Here is a 14,497-nt window from a genome sequence, read left to right on the forward strand (position 1 = left end):
AGAGCGCCTCACAACACCGAAACCAATCCGGCACCCTTTTATGGCGCGTTCGAATACAATCGGCACAGTCTAGTGACGAGGCGAGAAAGCGTCACGGCATGACCACCAGCGTACTCGTGCCGTCCTCACTCACCCGGGAAGCCGAGGACAAACGCGAGGCAACTCGCAAACTCGGTTACGTCGCCCGCGCGGCGACCATCTTCCGGGCGGACCGACTCGTCGTCTTCCCCGACGAAGACGGCGAACGGAAACGAGGCGGCGACTTCGTACGCACCGTACTCGAATACGCCGCAACGCCCCCCTACCTCAAACGCGAGGCATGGGGAAAACGGCCAGAACTCGAGTACGTCGGTGTCCTGCCGCCGCTTCTCCCGGCGTCACAGACCGGCTCCGAATCGAACGATTCGGAGTCGTTAAGACAGGGAATCGTGACCGAGGTCGGACCTGAAGGGCGCGTCCGGGTCAATTGCGGACTGCAACACCCGATCTCCCTCAACGTCCCTCCCGAGATGGAGGTGGCTGAGGGAGAGCGCGTGACCGTCAGGGTCTCTTCGAGACGACCGGTTCGTGCGCGACTCGTCGACGCCCCCCTACCGGGGTTCGACGTGGAGCAATCGACCATATCGGCAGCACTCGGCCGTGAGGACGCGGGCGTGACCATCGCCGCTTCACGACACGGGGAGGAACTCTCCGTGTCCAGGCTGGACACGCTCGCCGGGCGCATCCACGACGACGGACTGACCGTCGTCTTCGGGGCGCCCGACAGAGGACTGCCGCCAATCCTCGGCGTCGACGCCGACGCCGTGGACTCGAACACCGTCGAATCCGGTGACCTACCCGGGTTCGACCTCTGGGTGAATTCGATCCCGAACCAGGGCAGCGAGGTCGTGCGAACCGAAGAAGCGATGTTCGCGACACTCGGCTGCCTCACCCTAACGAGGTAACAGCATGCCACAACCAAGCAGACCACGCAAAGGCTCGCTCGGATTCGGCCCACGAGTTCGCGCGTCTAGCGAGACGCCGCGGTTCAACTCGTGGCCCGAGGACGATGGACAGCCGACGCTGCAGGCTTTCGCCGGCTACAAGGCCGGCATGACGCACGTGGTGATGATCAACGACGAGTCCGACTCCCCCCGCGAAGGGATGGAGGAGACCGTTCCCGTGACCATCATCGAGACCCCGCCGATGAAGGCGGTCGCCCTGCGAGCGTACGAGAACACACCTTACGGCAAGCAGCCGCTCACCGAAGTCTGGGCGCCCGAGGTCGACGACGACCTCGACCGCGTCCTCGACGTCCCGGAGGACGTCGACTTCGAGACGAAGGCCGACGACTTCCGCGCGACCGTCGACGAGGCGGACATCGCGGACGTGCGTGCGATCACGCACACGACGCCGCGGAGCGTCCCGTCGGTCCCGAAGAAGAAGCCCGACGTCATGGAGTCCCGCATCGGCGGTGGCTCCATCGACGACCGCGTCGACTACGGTCTCGAGCTCCTCGAGGACGGCGGCGCGCACGACACCACGGACGTCTTCCGCGAGGGCGAACTCGCTGACGTCGCCGGTGTCACGAAGGGGAAGGGCACCCAGGGTCCCGTCAAGCGCTGGGGCGTCCAGAAGCGGAAGGGCAAGCACGCCCGTCAGGGCTGGCGGCGCCGCATCGGGAACCTCGGTCCGTGGAACCCGAGCCGCGTTCGCTCGACGGTCCCCCAGCAAGGGCAGACCGGCTACCACCAGCGCACCGAGCTCAACAAGCGTATCCTCGGGCTCGGTGACGGTGACGACGCGAACGTCGACGGCGGCTTCGTCAACTACGGCGAGGTCGACGGTCCGTACACGCTCGTCAAGGGGAGCGTGCCTGGTCCCGACCAGCGCCTGCTCCGACTTCGTCCGGCCATCCGACCGAACGAGCAACCGCGCCTCGACCCCGAGGTCCGGTACGTCTCCACAGCATCGAACCAGGGCTAAATCATGAACGCGACAATCTACGACCTGGACGGCGACGAGTCCGACTCGCTCGAGCTGCCGGAGGTCTTCGGGACGCAGTACCGCCCGGACCTCATCAAGCGAGCGGTCGGCGTCGCACAGGCAAACGCGAAACAGGACTACGGAGCGGACCCGCACGCGGGGCTCCGGACGTCCGCGGAATCGCCCGGCTCCGGGCGTGGCATGGCGCACGTGCCGCGCACGAACGGTCAGGGTGCGCGCGTCCCCCAGACTGTCGGGGGTCGCAAGGCGCACCCGCCGAAGGCCGAGAAAGAGCAGGGGAAGTCGATCAACAAGAAGGAACGCAAGCTCGCGTTCCGTTCCGCGGTTGCGGCGACCGTGGACGCAGAGCGCGTGGCCGAGCGCGGCCACGAGTTCGACGACGACCTCGACCTTCCTGTCGTCGTGTCCGACGAGTTCGAGGACCTCGCGAAGACCAAGGAGGTCGTCGCGCTCCTCGAAGCGCTCGGGCTCGACGCGGACGTCGAGCGCGCCGACGAGGGGCGTTCGGTTCGTGCAGGCCAGGGGAAGGCTCGTGGCCGGAAGTACACGGAGCCGTCGTCCGTCCTGTTCGTCACGTCGAGTGACGCCGGGCCGTCGAAGGCCGCGCGGAACCTCGCCGGTGCCGACGTCGCCACCGCGGCGAACGTCGACGTCGAGGACCTCGCGCCCGGCACGCACGCCGGTCGCCTCACCGTCTGGACGGAGTCCGCCGTCGCGGAGGTGAACGAGCGATGAGTGCCGACGTCATTCGGTTCCCGCTCGTCACCGAGAAGGCGATGAACGACATGGACTTCGAGAACAAGCTCCAGTTCGTCGTGCACGACGAAGCCTCGAAGATCGACGTCCGCGAGGCCGTCGAGTCGCAGTTCGAGGTCGACGTGACCGACGTGAACACGATGATCACGATGAAGGGCCAGAAGAAGGCGATCGTCCGTCTCAGCGAGGAGGACGACGCGCAGGAAGTGGCCTCCCGCATCGGGGTGTTCTAAGAATGGGACGCAGAATCCAGGGGCAGCGACGCGGTCGTGGTGGCTCGACGTTCCGAGCCCCCAGTCACCGCTACAAGGCTGACCTCTCACACAAGAAGCTCGAGGAATCGGACGTCGTCGCGGGCGAGGTCGTCGACATCGAGCACGACCCCGCTCGCTCCGCGCCCGTCGCGGCCGTCGAGTTCGAGGACGGCGATCGTCGTCTCGTGCTCGCGCCCGAAGGGATCGCGGTCGGCGACGAACTGCAGGTTGGTATCTCCTCGGAGATCAAGCCCGGCAACACGATGCCGCTGGCGGAGATCCCCGAGGGTGTTCCCGTGTGTAACGTGGAGCGCCAGCCGGGTGACGGTGGGAAGTTCGCGCGTGCATCGGGTACGAGCGCGGACCTCATCACGCACGACCGCGACGCCGCGGTCGTCCAGTTGCCCAGCGGCGAGATGAAGCGCCTGTCGCCGGACTGCCGCGCCACGGTCGGCGTGGTCGCCGGTGGCGGTCGAACGGAGAAGCCGTTCGTGAAGGCAGGGAACAAGTACCACAAGATGCGTGCTCGCGGTGGCAAGTGGCCGACCGTGCGTGGTGTGGCGATGAACGCCGTCGACCACCCGTTCGGTGGCGGTGGCCGCCAGCACCCGGGTCAGCCCAAGTCCGTGTCGCGGAACGCGCCGCCGGGCCGCAAGGTCGGCGACATCTCCTCCCGACGCACGGGCCGAGGTGGTAACAAATGACGAATCAGGAATACCGAACCGGCCGGGACGAGGACGAGGAGTTCACGTACCGCGGCCACACGCTCGACGAACTCCAGGAACTCGACCTGGAGGACGTCGCGGAACTGCTGCCCGCTCGCCAGCGGCGAAGTATCGAACGCGGCCTCTCCGTGGAGAAGCAGAAGCTCATCGAGGAGGCTCGCGACGCGACCGAAGAGGACACCGCGAACAACCCGCTCCGCACGCACCTGCGCGACATGGTCGTGCTGCCGGAGTTCGTCGGCCTCACGTTCGCCGTCTACAACGGCCAGGAGTTCGAGCGCGTTCGAGTGGAGCCCGAGATGATCGGGCACTACCTCGGCGAGTTCCAGCTCACGCGGACGTCCGTCGAGCACGGACAGGCCGGTATCGGGGCGACGCGGTCCTCGAAGTTCGTGCCACTCAAGTAAACCATGGGAATCAGTTACAGCGTCGACGCGGATCCGGATTCGACGGCGAAAGCCATGCTCCGGGAGCGTCACATGAGCAACAAGCACAGCAAGGCCATCGCGCGAGAGATCAAGGGGATGACCGTCGCGGACGCGCAAGCGTACCTCGACGACGTCATCGCCGGCGACCGCTCGGTGCCGTTCAAGCAGCACAACAGCGGTGTCGGGCACCGTAGCGACATCGACGGCTGGGACGCCGGTCGCTTCCCCGAGAAGGCCAGCAAGGCGTTCAAGGAACTGCTCACGAACGTCGCCGCGAACGCCGATCATCAGGGGTTCGACGGTGAATCCATGGAGATCGTGCACTGTGCGGCACACAAGGTCGGCGAGTCCCAGGGCCGCAAGCCTCGTGCGATGGGGCGAGCGTCGCCGTGGAACACGCCGGAGGTCGACGTCGAAATCGTCGTCGAGGAGGTCGAAGCATAATGGCTGACGAACATCAATTCATCCAGGACGGGATGCAGCGCTCCCAGATCGACGAGTTCTTCGCCGAAGAGCTCGGTCGCGCCGGCTACGGCGGCATGGAGATGGCGCCGACGCCGATGGGCATGCAGATCGTCCTCAAGGCGGAGAAGCCCGGGATGGTCATCGGGAAGGGTGGGAAGAACATCCGGAAGGTCACCACCCAGCTCGAGGAGCGCTTCAACCTCGAGGACCCCCAGATCGACGTGCAGGAGGTCGACGAACCCGACCTGAACGCGCGTATCGTCGCGGACCGTCTCGCGAACGCGCTCGAGCGTGGCTGGTACTTCCGGAAGGCCGGTCACACTACCTTGGAGCGCATCATGGACGCTGGCGCACTCGGCGCCGAAATCGTCCTGAGCGGGAAGGTCACGGGCGCACGGTCGCGCGTCGAGAAGTTCAACGACGGGTACATCAAGCACAACGGCGAGCCCGCTGAGGAGGTCGTCGACCACGGCCAGGGCGTCGCGGTGATGAAGCTCGGCACCATCGGTGTCGACGTGAAGATCATCCCGCCGGGTGCGGAACTCCCCGACGACTTCGGCGTGCACCCCGACATGGACGTCAACGAGGTCGCGCCCGAGGCCGTCGAGGCCAACGAGGCGGCGGACCTCATCGAGGAACCCGACGACGAGGAGCTCGCAGCCATCCAGGAGGAGGCTCAGGCCGACGCCGACGCCGACGACGAAGCGCCCGCCGAGGGCGACGAGGACGTCGACGCGGTCGACGAGGACGTCGTCGAGGAGGTCATCGAGGACGAACTCGACGAGGAGGTCGTCGACGAGGACGTCGACGTCCCGACCGACGACGACATCGAGGAGGACTTCGAGGACCTCGACGAGGCCGTCGAAGCCGAAGCCGAAGAGCTCATGGACGAGATGGACGACGAAGCAGAGGACACGGAGGAGTAAGTCATGGCGATTCTCCACATCGAAGAGATCCGCGACATGACGGCCACCGAACGCGAAGAGGAGCTGGCGGAGCTCGAGACCGAGCTCCTGAACACGAAGGCGGTGCAGGCAGCCGGTGGTGCGCCCGAGAACCCCGGGCGTGTGAGCGAACTGAAGAAGACGATCGCTCGCATCAAGACGATCCAGACGGAAGAAGGCGACCACGAGTAAGCGACCATGGCACTGACACCCGAGACGCTCCCACGACACGAACTCAACGGCCTCCTCGTGGAGGTCGTCGATGCCGCGAACCCCGACCTCGTCGGGATAGCGGGGCGTGTCGTCCTCGAATCGAGGAACACGCTGCACGTCGAGGACGTGCGCGACGGGGAGGCTCGGGTGCGGCAAGTGCCCAAGGAGTCCGCGGTGTTCGAGTTCCAGGTCACAGATGAAGCCGCCGACCGCGAGAAGCGGTCGGGGACCACGTCGAAACTCGGCCGGGATACTGCTGGCGTCCGCGCCGGTCAGTCCGGGTCGGGCGACGGCGTGGCCTACGTTACGGTGGATGGCGACCGGTTGCTCTCACGACCCGCACTCCGATCGGAAACTGCAGGTGATTCGAAATGGCGATAGGACTGAACGTACCAGAACCGGAGGACTCCTGTGCTGACGAGGACTGTCCGTTCCACGGCTCGCTTGCCGTGCGCGGCCAGACCCTCGAAGGCACGGTAGCCTCCACCGACATGGATAAGACCGTCGTCGTCGAGCGAGAGTACGACGTGCGAGTCCCCAAGTACGACCGCTACATGAAGCGGCGTTCGCGGGTACCCGCCCATGCACCGACGTGCATGGAACTCTCGGAAGGCGACACGGTCCGCATCGCAGAGACACGACCGCTCTCGAAAACGAAATCTCACGTCGTCGTCGAAGTGCTCGACGGCGAGGGAGGTGACGCCTGATGGAAGCCCTGAAGGCCGACGTCACGCAGGGCCTGGAGAAGGGCTCGCTCGTGGCGTGTTCGGACAACACGGGCGCTCGTGAAGTGAAGATCATCAGCGTCGCCGGCTACCACGGCACGAAGAACCGACACCCGAAGGCGGGCGTCGGTGACAAGGTGACGGTCTCGGTGACCAAGGGGACGCCCGAAGAGCGTCGTCAGGTCAAGGAAGCCGTCATCATCCGCCAGCGCAAGCCCATCCGTCGTCCCGACGGCACTCGCGTCAAGTTCGAGGACAACGCAGCCGTCCTCGTGAACGAGAACGAGGAGCCTCAGGGCACGGAGATCAAGGGCCCGATCGCGCGTGAGGTGGCCGAACGATTCGGTTCGATTGCGTCCACTGCGACGATGATAGTATGACACGACAACCAACCAAACAGCGAAATCAGACCGAGCGTGCTTCGCTTCACGAGAAGCAGAAGCAGGTTCGTTCGACGCTCTCCGAGGACCTCCGCGAGGAGTTCGACCGGCGTCGCGCTCGCGTGAACGTGGGCGACACGGTCGAGGTGCTCCGCGGCGACTTCGCGGGGACCGAGGGCGAAGTGCTCGACGTCGACCTCCGAGAGGCGGTCGTGCACGTCGAGGACGTCACGCTCGAGAAGGCCGACGGCGAGGACGTCCCGCGCGCTCTCGACGCGTCGAACCTCCGCATCACGGACCTCGACCTCGAGGACGATGTGCGCGAGGCACGCCTCAGAGGTGATGACGAATGACGAAACACCAGAAGCGACTCTCGGTTCCGAAGTCTTGGCCGGTCGAGCGCAAGACCGAGACGTTCACCGTGAAGGCCGACGCCGGCCCGCACGGCGAGGAGGGTGTCCCGCTGGTCATCCTGCTCCGTGACGTTCTCGGGTACGTCGACTCGAAGAAGGAAGCTCGCTACGCCCTGAATCAGGGGTCGGTGCTCGTGAACGGCGACGCCGTCAGCGACGAGCAGCGCCCCATCGGGATGTTCGACATCATCGCGTTCACCGAGCGCGGCGAGCACTACCGCGTGTTCCCCGACGAAGGCGGTCGCCTCGCGCTCACGCCCATCGACGCGGATGCGGCGGACGCGAAGCTCGGGAAAATCACGGGCAAGCAACAGGTCACTGGTGGCGACACGCAGCTCGCGCTCCACGACGGGCAGACGATCCAGCTCGAGGATGCGAGCGAGTACGCCGCGAAGGACTCGATCGTCGTCGACTTCGAGAACGACGAGATCGTCGCGCACTTCCCCTACGAGGAGGGTGCGCTCGTCACGGCAGTTCGCGGCAGTCACGCCGGCGAGATCGGCGAGGTCGCGGACATCGCCGTCACGCACGGCAGCGGGTCGAACACGGTGACCGTCGAGCAGGACGATGGCTCCTACGACACCGTCGAGGAGTACGTCGTCGTGATCGACGAGAACTTCACCGCCTCCACGGGGGGTGAGGACTGATGGCGGAGAGCGAGTCCGCCGAGTTCCACGAGATGCGCGAACCCACGATCGAGAAGGTCGTCGTCCACATGGGCGTCGGCGAAGGTGGGCGTGCGCTCGCGGACGCGGAGGACATCATCGAGAGCGTCACCGGCCAGCAGTCCGTTCGGACGAAGGCCAAGTCGACGATGCCGGACTTCGGTATCCGTCAGGGTGACCCGATCGGTGCGAAGGTCACGCTGCGCGGCGAGGACGCCGTCGAGTTCCTCGAGACCGCGCTCCCGCTCGCGGAACTGTCGACGACGCAGTTCGACGACACCGGGAACTTCAGTTTCGGCGTCGACGAGCACACGGACTTCCCGAGCCAGGAGTACGACCCGAACGTCGGGATCTACGGCCTGGACGTGACCGTGAACCTCGTGCGGCCGGGCTACCGCGTCGCGAAGCGCGACAAGCGCACGCAGAGCCTGCCGTCGAAACACCGACTGAACCCGGAGGACGCGGTTCGATTCGTCGAATCGACGTTCGACGCGGAGGTTAACGATGAGTGAAAGCGAACAAGAGCGCGAGCAGACTGGAGAGCACGCCGCAAAGCGGACCGGTCAGCTGGAGGAATGCCAGCGTTGCGGCCGAGAGCAGGGCCTCGTCGGGAAGTACGACATCTGGCTCTGCCGACAGTGCTTCCGAGAGATCGCTCGCGACATGGGCTTCAAGAAGTACCGATAACAATGACAGCAAGCGACCCGTTCAGCAACGCGCTCTCCGGCCTCGATAACGCCGAGAGCGTCGGGCATCTCACGCACAAGGTATCGCCCGCTTCGAACGAGATCGGTAGCGTACTCGAGGTCTTCTACGACCGCGGGTACATCGACGGCTTCGAGTACGTCGACGACGGCAAATCCGGCGAGTTCGAAATCGAATTGAAAGGCCAGATCAACGAGTGTGGCCCCGTCAAGCCCCGGTATTCGGTTGGCGCGGACGAGTTCGAGCGCTGGGAGAAGCGGTTCCTTCCGGCGCGGGACTACGGCGCGCTCATCGTGACGACGAGTCACGGTGTCATGAGTCACTACGAGGCTCGTGACAAGGGCATCGGCGGTCAGGTCATCGCGTACGTGTACTGAATCATGCGAGTAGAACTACAGATTCCGGACGACGTAACCGCCGACGTGGATCATCTCGACCTTACGGTCGAGGGTCCGAACGGAGCCGTCACACGACGGCTCTGGTACCCGGACGTCTCCGTCGACGTCGAGGACGAGATGGTCGTCATCTCCTCTGACGCGGACGACGCGAAGACGACGGCGACGGTCGGAACGTTCGAGAGTCACGTCCAGAACATGTTCCACGGTGTCACCGAGGGCTGGGAGTACGAGATGGAGGTCTTCTACTCTCACTTCCCGATGCAGGTGGCCGTCGAGAACGGCGAGGTCGTGATCGAGAACTTCCTCGGCGAGAAGGCACCGCGACGGACGACTATCCACGGCGACACCGACGTCTCTGTCGATGGTGAGGAACTCACCATCAGCGGTGCGGACAAGGAGGCAGTTGGGCAGACCGCCGCGGACATCGAACAGCTCACGAAGGTCTCCGGGAAGGACACGCGCGTCTTCCAGGACGGCGTGTACATCACCCAGAAACCCCGCAAAGGAGGTGCCTGATAGATGGCTGACGAACCCGAGAAACTCGAAGATATTAGCGGTGTCGGGCCGTCGAAGGCCGACGCGCTCGAGGACGCCGGCTACGAGTCCGTCGAGGACATCAAGGCTGCGTCCCAGTCCGAGCTCGCGGAGGTCGACGGCGTCGGGAACGCGCTCGCTGCGCGTATCAAGGCCGACGTCGGTGACCTCGAGGTTAGTGAGGACACCGAGGCGGAGATCGAGGACGACGAGTCCGAGGCCGAGGAAGCCGAGGAGGACGTCGAGACCGAACTCCAGCCGCGTGGCCTGACCGAGAAGACGCCGTCGCTTTCCGAGGAGGAGGAGCGGCTCCTCGAGCAGCGTCGTCGTGTCGGCAAACCCCAGTTCAACCGCCAGGATTACCACAAGAAGAAGCGGACGCCGACCTCGTGGCGGAAGCCGCGCGGCCAGCTGTCCAAGCAGCGACGTGGTGTGAAGGGCAAGGGCGACAAGGTGCAGGCTGGCTTCCGGACGCCGAAGGCGGTGCGCGGCAAGCATCCCTCCGGCTTCGAGGAGGTTCGCGTGCACAACGTGGACGACCTCGAGGGCGTGGACGGTGACACGGAAGCGGTCCGTATCGCGTCCGGGGTCGGTGCTCGCAAGCGCGAGCGCATCGAGGAGTACGCCGAGGACGCCGAGATCCGCGTCCTGAACCCGACCTACGTCGAAGTGGAGGTCGATTCCGATGAGTGATCTGTCCGCACAGAAGCGACTGGCTGCGGACGTCCTCGACGTCGGGAAGAGCCGCGTCTGGTTCGACCCCGACCAGCAGGGCGAGATCGCGGAAGCGATCACGCGCGAGGACATCCGCGAGCTCGTCGACGACGGCACGATTCGAGCAGAGGAGAAGAAGGGTATCTCGAAGGGGCGGTCGCGCGAGCGCAAAGCGAAGCGCGCGTACGGCCACCAGAAGGGCCCGGGTTCCCGCAAGGGGAAGGCCGGTGCTCGCGAGGACTCGAAGGATGCGTGGGAGAAGCGCATTCGCGCGCAGCGAAAGAAGCTCAACGAACTCCGCGGGAACGGCGACATCGACCGTTCGCAGTACCGCGAGCTCTACAACAAGGCTCGTGGTGGAGAGTTCCGGAGCGTCCAGTACCTGCTGAACTACATCGACAACAACTACGGTGACGAATAATGGCGACAGGACCACGATACAAGGTTCCGATGCGACGTCGCCGCGAGGTCCGTACGGACTACCATCAGAGGTTGCGCCTCCTGAAATCCGGGAAGCCGCGCCTGGTCGCTCGAAAGAGCAACCGGCACGTCACGGCGCAGCTGGTGCTCCCTGGTCCGGACGGTGACGATACGCTCGCGGCTGCACACTCGAGCGATCTCGAAGAATTTGGATGGGAGGCTCCGACGGGGAACCTTCCGGCTGCGTACCTGACCGGCCTTCTGGCTGGGCAGCGCGCGGTCGAGGCTGGTCTCGAGGAGGCGGTCCTCGACATCGGTCTGAACACGGCGACGCCTGGCAGTAAGGTGTTCGCTATCCAGGAGGGCGCGATCGACGCGGGCCTGGAGATCCCTCACAACGACGCGGTGCTCGCGGAGTGGCCGCGGAACCGCGGTGAGCACATCGCCGAGTATGCAGAACAGCTCGACGAACCGCTCTATCAGGGCGAGTTCGACGCAACAGATCTTCCCGAGCACTTCGACGAAGTGCGGGAAACCCTCATCGAACAATGAGCAACAATAACTACAACGACGGCTGGGAACCCGTCACTCGCCTCGGTAAGAAGGTGCAGGAGGGCGACATCGAGACGATGGAGCAGGCCCTCAACTCCGGGCTTCCGCTGAAGGAGGCCGAGGTCGTCGACCAGCTCCTGCCGGGGCTGGACGACGAGGTGCTGGACATCAACATGGTCCAGCGCATGACTGACTCCGGGCGACGGGTGAAGTTCCGCTGTGTCGTCGCCATCGGCAACCGCGACGGGTACGTCGGGTACGCCGAGGGTCGTGACGACCAGGTCGGTGCTGCCATCCAGAAGGCCATCGACATCGCGAAGTTGAACATCATCGACGTGCCCCGTGGCTCGGGGTCGTGGGAGGACCGTTCGACGAAGCCGCACTCGCTCACGCACAAGACGAGCGGGAAGGCGGGTTCGGTCGAGGTCGAACTCATTCCGGCGCCGCTCGGGCTCGGGCTCGCGGCGAGCGAGACGGTTCGGAACGTCCTGGAGCTCGCTGGCGTGGAGGACGCGTGGACGAAGTCCTACGGGAACACGCGGACGACGGTGAACCTGGCGAAGGCGACGTTCAACGCGCTCCAGAACGCCTCGCAGTCTCGTGGTGCTCGCACGCGCGGGCAGTCCGAGGGTGCGGGGGAGGTAGAACAATGAAGGCCGTCGTTCAGCTCCGCGGTGAGGTCGACATGGCTGGCGACATCAAGGACACGCTGGAGATGCTGAACGTCCACGAGGTCAATCACTGTGCGCTGGTTCCGGAGACGGACAGCTACACGGGGATGTTGACGAAGGTCAACGACTACGTGGCGATGGGCGAACCCAGCGAGGACGTCCTTGCGACGGTTCTCTCGAAGCGCGCGGAGCCCCTCGAGGGCGACGCTGACGTGGACGGCGAGTACCTCGCCGAGCACACGGACTTCGAGGACTTCGAGGGCCTTGCGGCGGCGTTGATCGCGGAGGAGACGACGCTCCGCGAGCAGGGACTGGCACCGTGCCTGCGCCTGCACCCGCCCCGGAAGGGCCACGACGGCATCAAGCACCCCACGCAGGAGAGCGGCCAGATCGGCAAGCACTCCACTGGGGACATCGACGGCCTCCTCAAGGCGATGCGATAACCATGAGTAAGAAACGTAGACAGCGTGGCTCGCGCACGCACGGTGGCGGCACACACAAGAACCGGCGTGGTGCCGGGAACCGTGGTGGGCGTGGTCGCGCAGGACGGACGAAGCACGAGTTCCACAACTACGAGCCGATCGGCAAACACGGCTTCAAGCGCCCGCAGGACGCGCAGGACGACGTCGTCGAGATCTCGGTGCAGAAGCTCGACGAGGACGCTGTCCTGTACGCTGCTGAGGGTGACGCTGAGAAGGACGGCGACGCGTACGTCATCGACGCGCGTGACGTCGTCGAGGACGCGTGGGAGGCTGACGCGGTGAAGGTCCTCGGGAACGGGCAGGTTCGGAACGAACTGCACGTGACGGCGGACGCGTTCACGGCGAGTGCCCGCGGCCTCATCGAGGAAGCCGGTGGCAGTGCGGAGCTCTCCGAGCGCGGCGAGGCGCTCGCCGAATCGGAAGACACTCAGGCATCGGACGACGACGAGGAGTAATCTATGGGATGGAAGGAGGCTGCGGAACCGGTACTCACGCGGATGCCCACGGTCCAGCGACCGGAGGGTCACGTGCCGTTCAAGCGCAAACTGATGTGGACCGGTGGCGTGCTCGTGTTGTACTTCTTCCTCACGAGCGTCCCCCTCTGGGGGCTGCCGGCTGGCGGTGGCCAGGACCTGTTCGGGCAGTTCCGCGCGATCCTCGCGGGCGGCCAGTTCACGGTGCTGCACCTCGGTATCGGACCGATCGTCACGGCGAGCATCGTCCTGCAGTTGCTCGGGGGCGCGAACCTCCTCGGGTTGGACACGGACGATCCGCGTGATCAGGTGCTCTATCAGGGCCTCCAGAAACTCCTCGTCGTGTTCATGGTGATATTGACGGGGCTCCCGATGGTCCTCAGCGGGTTCCTGCCTGCGGATCAGGCGCTCGCCCAGCAACTCGGTATCGGTATCGCTGGCGTCCAGGGCCTGTTGTTCGCCCAGATCTTCGCGGGTGGCCTCCTCATCCTGTTCATGGACGAGGTCATCTCGAAGTGGGGTGTCGGGTCCGGTATCGGGTTGTTCATCGTCGCGGGTGTCTCCGAGAGTCTCGTCACGGGTATCATCGGGCCGCGGAACGGCTTGATCTTCAACTGGGCGGGGATGGTGCTCGGTGATACGGCGCTGTCGGTGGACAACGTCCTTGGTTCGCAAGGCCAGGTCATCGCGCTCATCACGACGCTCGCGATCTTCGTAATCGTCGTGTACGCGGAGTCGGTCCGTATCGAGATCCCGCTGAGTCACGCTCGCGTGAAGGGTGCACGTGGTCGGTTCCCCGTGAAGCTCATCTACGCGAGCGTCCTGCCGATGATCCTCGTTCGCGCGCTGCAGGCGAACCTCCAGTTCCTCGGGCGTATCATCGTCTCGCAGGCTGGGTCGCCGACGGCGGACGGTCGCGTGGTCATCGAGTTGCTCGGCGTGCAGATGCCGTGGCTCGGGTTGTACTCGCAGACGGCGCAGGGACCGAACAGTCCGGTTGGCGGACTGTTCTACTACATGGCGCCGATCCGCCAGCCGACCGACTGGATGTGGTGGCTGGCGAGCGGTCCGAGCCAGGAGATCTGGCAGGTCGTGACCCGGGTCACGGTCGACCTGACGTTCATGATCATCGGCGGTGCGATCTTCGCCATCTTCTGGGTGGAGACCGCCGACATGGGTCCGCGGTCGACCGCGAAGCAGATCCAGAACTCCGGGATGCAGATCCCCGGGTTCCGTCAGAACGTCGGTGTCATCGAGAAGGTCATGGAGCGGTACATCCCGCACGTGACGGTCATCGGTGGTGCGCTCGTTGGACTGCTGGCGGTCATGGCGAACATGCTCGGTACCATCGGTGGTGTCTCCGGGACTGGGCTGCTGCTCGCGGTCTCCATCACGTACAAGCTGTACGAGGAGATCGCCGAGGAGCAACTCATGGAGATGCATCCGATGATGCGCCAGATGTTCGGCGACTGACCGCGGTTCTCTCCTTTCTCTCTCTTCGATTCCGCGTTCGACCAGCGCCGGGTGCGTTCGGTCGGGCGTGGGTCGTCCGTGGTCGTCGGCGCGTTGCGGGTCGATTGATGCCGGCTGGATT

The 14,497-nt window shown here is 65.2% G+C and carries 25 protein-coding genes; all 25 read left to right on the top strand.

What is annotated here, in order from left to right:
* Nucleotides 1-98: 98 nt before the first annotated feature.
* The 25 genes from LI336_RS13570 to secY are packed head-to-tail and all read left to right on the top strand — an operon-like array spanning nucleotide 99 to nucleotide 14,376.
* Entirely contained in the window at nucleotides 99-944 is an 846-nt protein-coding gene (locus LI336_RS13570; RefSeq protein WP_227133670.1) for a putative RNA uridine N3 methyltransferase, read from the top strand.
* Nucleotides 945-948: 4 nt separating this feature from the next.
* On the top strand, nucleotides 949-1,965 hold the full coding sequence (locus tag LI336_RS13575) for a 50S ribosomal protein L3 (RefSeq protein WP_227133671.1): 1,017 nt from the start codon (nucleotides 949-951) through the stop codon (nucleotides 1,963-1,965).
* Between the two features lie 3 nt (nucleotides 1,966-1,968).
* Nucleotides 1,969-2,721, top strand: a complete 753-nt coding sequence (rpl4p, locus tag LI336_RS13580) for a 50S ribosomal protein L4 (protein WP_227133672.1) — start codon at nucleotides 1,969-1,971, stop codon at nucleotides 2,719-2,721.
* Complete coding sequence (locus LI336_RS13585; RefSeq protein WP_227133673.1) at nucleotides 2,718-2,975, top strand: 50S ribosomal protein L23; 258 nt, start codon at nucleotides 2,718-2,720, stop codon at nucleotides 2,973-2,975. Before rpl4p ends, LI336_RS13585 begins: the two co-directional genes overlap by 4 nt.
* A 2-nt stretch (nucleotides 2,976-2,977) precedes the next feature.
* Nucleotides 2,978-3,700: a 50S ribosomal protein L2 gene (locus LI336_RS13590; RefSeq protein WP_227133674.1), complete on the top strand. Its 723-nt coding sequence runs from the start codon at nucleotides 2,978-2,980 to the stop codon at nucleotides 3,698-3,700.
* Nucleotides 3,697-4,128, top strand: a complete 432-nt coding sequence (locus LI336_RS13595) for a 30S ribosomal protein S19 (protein ID WP_227133675.1) — start codon at nucleotides 3,697-3,699, stop codon at nucleotides 4,126-4,128. Before LI336_RS13590 ends, LI336_RS13595 begins: the two co-directional genes overlap by 4 nt.
* A 3-nt stretch (nucleotides 4,129-4,131) precedes the next feature.
* Complete coding sequence (locus LI336_RS13600) at nucleotides 4,132-4,593, top strand: 50S ribosomal protein L22 (RefSeq protein ID WP_227133676.1); 462 nt, start codon at nucleotides 4,132-4,134, stop codon at nucleotides 4,591-4,593.
* A complete protein-coding gene (locus LI336_RS13605; RefSeq protein ID WP_227133677.1) occupies nucleotides 4,593-5,540 on the top strand; it encodes a 30S ribosomal protein S3 in 948 nt (315 codons plus the stop codon). The genes LI336_RS13600 and LI336_RS13605 overlap by 1 nt, the downstream gene beginning before the upstream one ends.
* Before the next feature lie 3 nt (nucleotides 5,541-5,543).
* A complete protein-coding gene (gene rpmC / locus LI336_RS13610) occupies nucleotides 5,544-5,750 on the top strand; it encodes a 50S ribosomal protein L29 (protein WP_227133678.1) in 207 nt (68 codons plus the stop codon).
* Nucleotides 5,751-5,756: 6 nt separating this feature from the next.
* Nucleotides 5,757-6,152: a ribonuclease P protein component 1 gene (locus LI336_RS13615; protein ID WP_227133679.1), complete on the top strand. Its 396-nt coding sequence runs from the start codon at nucleotides 5,757-5,759 to the stop codon at nucleotides 6,150-6,152.
* Nucleotides 6,143-6,478: a 30S ribosomal protein S17 gene (locus LI336_RS13620; RefSeq protein WP_227133680.1), complete on the top strand. Its 336-nt coding sequence runs from the start codon at nucleotides 6,143-6,145 to the stop codon at nucleotides 6,476-6,478. Before LI336_RS13615 ends, LI336_RS13620 begins: the two co-directional genes overlap by 10 nt.
* Entirely contained in the window at nucleotides 6,478-6,876 is a 399-nt protein-coding gene (locus LI336_RS13625; RefSeq protein WP_227133681.1) for a 50S ribosomal protein L14, read from the top strand. Before LI336_RS13620 ends, LI336_RS13625 begins: the two co-directional genes overlap by 1 nt.
* Nucleotides 6,873-7,229, top strand: a complete 357-nt coding sequence (gene rplX / locus LI336_RS13630; protein WP_227133682.1) for a 50S ribosomal protein L24 — start codon at nucleotides 6,873-6,875, stop codon at nucleotides 7,227-7,229. The genes LI336_RS13625 and rplX overlap by 4 nt, the downstream gene beginning before the upstream one ends.
* Nucleotides 7,226-7,936, top strand: a complete 711-nt coding sequence (locus LI336_RS13635; protein WP_227133683.1) for a 30S ribosomal protein S4e — start codon at nucleotides 7,226-7,228, stop codon at nucleotides 7,934-7,936. The genes rplX and LI336_RS13635 overlap by 4 nt, the downstream gene beginning before the upstream one ends.
* Nucleotides 7,936-8,466 carry a 50S ribosomal protein L5 gene (locus LI336_RS13640; RefSeq protein ID WP_368408380.1) on the top strand — a complete coding sequence of 177 codons (531 nt, stop codon included), beginning with the start codon at nucleotides 7,936-7,938 and terminating at the stop codon, nucleotides 8,464-8,466. Before LI336_RS13635 ends, LI336_RS13640 begins: the two co-directional genes overlap by 1 nt.
* Entirely contained in the window at nucleotides 8,459-8,641 is a 183-nt protein-coding gene (locus tag LI336_RS13645) for a 30S ribosomal protein S14 (protein WP_227133684.1), read from the top strand. Before LI336_RS13640 ends, LI336_RS13645 begins: the two co-directional genes overlap by 8 nt.
* A gap of 2 nt (nucleotides 8,642-8,643) precedes the next feature.
* On the top strand, nucleotides 8,644-9,036 hold the full coding sequence (locus LI336_RS13650; protein WP_227133685.1) for a 30S ribosomal protein S8: 393 nt from the start codon (nucleotides 8,644-8,646) through the stop codon (nucleotides 9,034-9,036).
* Nucleotides 9,037-9,573: a 50S ribosomal protein L6 gene (locus LI336_RS13655; protein ID WP_227133797.1), complete on the top strand. Its 537-nt coding sequence runs from the start codon at nucleotides 9,037-9,039 to the stop codon at nucleotides 9,571-9,573. It begins immediately after the preceding gene.
* A gap of 3 nt (nucleotides 9,574-9,576) precedes the next feature.
* Nucleotides 9,577-10,284: a 50S ribosomal protein L32e gene (locus LI336_RS13660; protein ID WP_227133686.1), complete on the top strand. Its 708-nt coding sequence runs from the start codon at nucleotides 9,577-9,579 to the stop codon at nucleotides 10,282-10,284.
* On the top strand, nucleotides 10,277-10,726 hold the full coding sequence (locus tag LI336_RS13665) for a 50S ribosomal protein L19e (protein ID WP_227133687.1): 450 nt from the start codon (nucleotides 10,277-10,279) through the stop codon (nucleotides 10,724-10,726). The genes LI336_RS13660 and LI336_RS13665 overlap by 8 nt, the downstream gene beginning before the upstream one ends.
* Nucleotides 10,726-11,277, top strand: coding sequence for a 50S ribosomal protein L18 (locus tag LI336_RS13670; RefSeq protein WP_227133688.1), 552 nt, complete (start codon nucleotides 10,726-10,728; stop codon nucleotides 11,275-11,277). Before LI336_RS13665 ends, LI336_RS13670 begins: the two co-directional genes overlap by 1 nt.
* The gene (locus tag LI336_RS13675; protein ID WP_227133689.1) at nucleotides 11,274-11,930 is read left to right on the top strand and encodes a 30S ribosomal protein S5; all 657 of its coding nucleotides are present in this window, start codon (nucleotides 11,274-11,276) and stop codon (nucleotides 11,928-11,930) included. The genes LI336_RS13670 and LI336_RS13675 overlap by 4 nt, the downstream gene beginning before the upstream one ends.
* On the top strand, nucleotides 11,927-12,391 hold the full coding sequence (gene rpmD, locus LI336_RS13680; protein ID WP_227133690.1) for a 50S ribosomal protein L30: 465 nt from the start codon (nucleotides 11,927-11,929) through the stop codon (nucleotides 12,389-12,391). Before LI336_RS13675 ends, rpmD begins: the two co-directional genes overlap by 4 nt.
* A gap of 2 nt (nucleotides 12,392-12,393) precedes the next feature.
* Complete coding sequence (locus LI336_RS13685; RefSeq protein ID WP_227133691.1) at nucleotides 12,394-12,885, top strand: uL15m family ribosomal protein; 492 nt, start codon at nucleotides 12,394-12,396, stop codon at nucleotides 12,883-12,885.
* Nucleotides 12,886-12,888: 3 nt separating this feature from the next.
* The gene (secY, locus tag LI336_RS13690; protein ID WP_227133692.1) at nucleotides 12,889-14,376 is read left to right on the top strand and encodes a preprotein translocase subunit SecY; all 1,488 of its coding nucleotides are present in this window, start codon (nucleotides 12,889-12,891) and stop codon (nucleotides 14,374-14,376) included.
* The last annotated feature ends 121 nt before the right edge of the window (nucleotides 14,377-14,497 follow it).

The organism is Halorubellus salinus, assembly GCF_020567525.1.
GTDB lineage: Archaea > Halobacteriota > Halobacteria > Halobacteriales > Natrialbaceae > Halorubellus > Halorubellus salinus.

What these genes read in the sequence shown, in the direction of transcription:
- LI336_RS13675 (WP_227133689.1), top strand. Translation starts at nt 11,274, where the DNA reads ATGAGCAACAATAACTACAACGACGGCTGGGAACCCGTCACTCGCCTC.
- secY (WP_227133692.1), top strand. Translation starts at nt 12,889, where the DNA reads ATGGGATGGAAGGAGGCTGCGGAACCGGTACTCACGCGGATGCCCACG.
- LI336_RS13590 (WP_227133674.1), top strand. Translation starts at nt 2,978, where the DNA reads ATGGGACGCAGAATCCAGGGGCAGCGACGCGGTCGTGGTGGCTCGACG.
- LI336_RS13670 (WP_227133688.1), top strand. Translation starts at nt 10,726, where the DNA reads ATGGCGACAGGACCACGATACAAGGTTCCGATGCGACGTCGCCGCGAG.
- rplX (WP_227133682.1), top strand. Translation starts at nt 6,873, where the DNA reads ATGACACGACAACCAACCAAACAGCGAAATCAGACCGAGCGTGCTTCG.
- LI336_RS13640 (WP_368408380.1), top strand. Translation starts at nt 7,936, where the DNA reads ATGGCGGAGAGCGAGTCCGCCGAGTTCCACGAGATGCGCGAACCCACG.
- LI336_RS13665 (WP_227133687.1), top strand. Translation starts at nt 10,277, where the DNA reads ATGAGTGATCTGTCCGCACAGAAGCGACTGGCTGCGGACGTCCTCGAC.
- LI336_RS13620 (WP_227133680.1), top strand. Translation starts at nt 6,143, where the DNA reads ATGGCGATAGGACTGAACGTACCAGAACCGGAGGACTCCTGTGCTGAC.
- LI336_RS13635 (WP_227133683.1), top strand. Translation starts at nt 7,226, where the DNA reads ATGACGAAACACCAGAAGCGACTCTCGGTTCCGAAGTCTTGGCCGGTC.
- rpmC (WP_227133678.1), top strand. Translation starts at nt 5,544, where the DNA reads ATGGCGATTCTCCACATCGAAGAGATCCGCGACATGACGGCCACCGAA.
- LI336_RS13625 (WP_227133681.1), top strand. Translation starts at nt 6,478, where the DNA reads ATGGAAGCCCTGAAGGCCGACGTCACGCAGGGCCTGGAGAAGGGCTCG.
- LI336_RS13660 (WP_227133686.1), top strand. Translation starts at nt 9,577, where the DNA reads ATGGCTGACGAACCCGAGAAACTCGAAGATATTAGCGGTGTCGGGCCG.
- LI336_RS13570 (WP_227133670.1), top strand. Translation starts at nt 99, where the DNA reads ATGACCACCAGCGTACTCGTGCCGTCCTCACTCACCCGGGAAGCCGAG.
- rpmD (WP_227133690.1), top strand. Translation starts at nt 11,927, where the DNA reads ATGAAGGCCGTCGTTCAGCTCCGCGGTGAGGTCGACATGGCTGGCGAC.
- LI336_RS13585 (WP_227133673.1), top strand. Translation starts at nt 2,718, where the DNA reads ATGAGTGCCGACGTCATTCGGTTCCCGCTCGTCACCGAGAAGGCGATG.
- LI336_RS13645 (WP_227133684.1), top strand. Translation starts at nt 8,459, where the DNA reads ATGAGTGAAAGCGAACAAGAGCGCGAGCAGACTGGAGAGCACGCCGCA.
- rpl4p (WP_227133672.1), top strand. Translation starts at nt 1,969, where the DNA reads ATGAACGCGACAATCTACGACCTGGACGGCGACGAGTCCGACTCGCTC.
- LI336_RS13615 (WP_227133679.1), top strand. Translation starts at nt 5,757, where the DNA reads ATGGCACTGACACCCGAGACGCTCCCACGACACGAACTCAACGGCCTC.
- LI336_RS13650 (WP_227133685.1), top strand. Translation starts at nt 8,644, where the DNA reads ATGACAGCAAGCGACCCGTTCAGCAACGCGCTCTCCGGCCTCGATAAC.
- LI336_RS13600 (WP_227133676.1), top strand. Translation starts at nt 4,132, where the DNA reads ATGGGAATCAGTTACAGCGTCGACGCGGATCCGGATTCGACGGCGAAA.
- LI336_RS13575 (WP_227133671.1), top strand. Translation starts at nt 949, where the DNA reads ATGCCACAACCAAGCAGACCACGCAAAGGCTCGCTCGGATTCGGCCCA.
- LI336_RS13605 (WP_227133677.1), top strand. Translation starts at nt 4,593, where the DNA reads ATGGCTGACGAACATCAATTCATCCAGGACGGGATGCAGCGCTCCCAG.
- LI336_RS13595 (WP_227133675.1), top strand. Translation starts at nt 3,697, where the DNA reads ATGACGAATCAGGAATACCGAACCGGCCGGGACGAGGACGAGGAGTTC.
- LI336_RS13685 (WP_227133691.1), top strand. Translation starts at nt 12,394, where the DNA reads ATGAGTAAGAAACGTAGACAGCGTGGCTCGCGCACGCACGGTGGCGGC.